Raw genomic sequence first — 605 nt, forward strand, 5'->3', positions numbered from 1 at the left:
GTCACAAACCCTCTTTGTCCTAATGTGTTGTATTTTCGGTTATCTGCAGAAGAGAGACCAGCGTCAGTAATCACAATCATTTTTGATAAGTCGAAATCTTTCATAATCCTTTTCTGAAGAGGTTTTAACGTGGGTTGTTCATTTGTATTTCCCGGATTGAGGTTATAAGCAAGCGGTAGCCCGTTTCCATCCATGAATAATCCCATTTGAACAATTGGATTCGGACGATTTTCTTTAGACATTCCGTATTGTTTCAAGCCATCGGCTTCTTCAATCTCAAAAAAGAAATTAGTGCAGTCATAATAAAGGACTTCCGTTTGTCGATCGACAATTGACACACTATTTTTATAGGCTGTTTCTTGTATGCGGTCTATATTCTTCTCTAAAACATCAAGAGCGCGGTAGATGTGCTGTGGTTCGATCGAATGGGGTTCAAGCAATTCTTTTGCTTGTTCCAATGTTCCTCTCTTAGATGTAGGGTGAAGAATACGCATATAAAGTAAACGAGATAATATTTCATTTAAATCAAAAGTAAAGTGATTTTCCTTTTGGATTTGTTGGCAGAGCTTGTCAAACTTCAATTCATGATAAATCTTTTGAAGAAA

The 605-nt window shown here is 36.7% G+C and carries 1 protein-coding gene; it reads right to left on the bottom strand.

Annotated features, from left to right (window positions below; all coding sequences use genetic code 11):
- The coding region (locus ACYQ2O_RS12685; protein WP_459796766.1) for an IS1634 family transposase at positions 1 to 605 on the bottom strand (605 nt) is incomplete at both ends.

The organism is Alkalibacterium sp. m-11 (assembly GCF_054658155.1).